The following is a 460-nucleotide window of genomic DNA, read 5'->3' as shown; positions in this document are numbered from 1 at the left end:
GCTTCCCGCCGCCCGGCCGGTCAATCACCGGACCCGGCGATTCAGAAGTCCCGCTGCTCAATCCCATGCGACGTACCGGTTGGACTTCCGGATCACTCGGGGGCACTGTGGGCCCAGGATCGACACCGTCCCACGGGACACGCCGCTCGCACCACCGGAGACCGCACCGATGAACCACCTCGCCGCCCCCGACCGCTACGACGGCACCATGCGCTACCGGCGCACCGGGCGCTCGGGTCTCGACCTGCCCCTGCTGTCGCTCGGCTACTGGCACAACTTCGGCGACGACCGGTCCTTCGAGAGCCAGCGGGCCATCGCGCTGCGCGCCTTCGACCTGGGCATCACCCACCACGACCTGGCCAACAACTACGGCCCGCCCTACGGCTCCGCCGAGATCAACTTCGGCCGGCTGATGAGGCAGGACCTGGCCCCGTACCGGGACGAGATGATGATCTCCACC

The 460-nt window shown here is 69.1% G+C and carries 1 protein-coding gene; it reads left to right on the top strand.

All coding sequences use genetic code 11. From position 1 onward, the window contains the following. Window positions 1-169 precede the first annotated feature (169 nt). A partial coding sequence (locus tag LPA54_RS38160) for an aldo/keto reductase (RefSeq protein WP_228984974.1) occupies window positions 170-460 on the top strand: 291 nt, incomplete at its 3' end.

The sequence above is a fragment of the Streptomyces sp. DH12 genome (genome assembly GCF_020873895.1).
Classification (GTDB): Bacteria; Actinomycetota; Actinomycetes; order Streptomycetales; family Streptomycetaceae; genus Streptomyces.
Note: the sequence above shows the minus strand (reverse complement) of the source record. Positions and strands in the feature narration are given on the sequence as shown.